Annotated in this window: 2 tRNA genes; both read right to left on the bottom strand. The window is 41.6% G+C overall.

What is annotated here, in order from left to right:
* Nucleotides 1-52: 52 nt before the first annotated feature.
* Nucleotides 53-125 (bottom strand) — tRNA-Gly (locus EOD40_RS17850).
* A gap of 84 nt (nt 126-209) precedes the next feature.
* Nucleotides 210-282, bottom strand: a tRNA-Gly gene (locus EOD40_RS17845).
* Nucleotides 283-334: the final 52 nt, after the last annotated feature.

The following is a 334-nucleotide window of genomic DNA, read 5'->3' as shown; positions in this document are numbered from 1 at the left end:
CAACAACCAGTCTAAAAACAAAAAAACCCAAACTTTCGTTTGGGTTTAACAGAGCGGAAGACGAGGCTCGAACTCGCGACAACCAGCTTGGAAGGCTGGAGCTCTACCAACTGAGCTACTTCCGCATAACGGGTGCAAATATACAAATTATTCAAACACCTCCAAATTTTATTTTAAAAAAACCGAAACTATTAAGTTTCGGTTTCTAGAGCGGAAGACGAGGCTCGAACTCGCGACAACCAGCTTGGAAGGCTGGAGCTCTACCAACTGAGCTACTTCCGCATTAGCGTGGTGCAAATATAAAGAATAAGTTAAGTTTAAAACAAATTTTTAG

The organism is Flavobacterium sufflavum (assembly GCF_004016525.1).
GTDB classification, from domain to species: domain Bacteria; phylum Bacteroidota; class Bacteroidia; order Flavobacteriales; family Flavobacteriaceae; genus Flavobacterium; species Flavobacterium sufflavum.
Note: the sequence above shows the minus strand (reverse complement) of the source record. Positions and strands in the feature narration are given on the sequence as shown.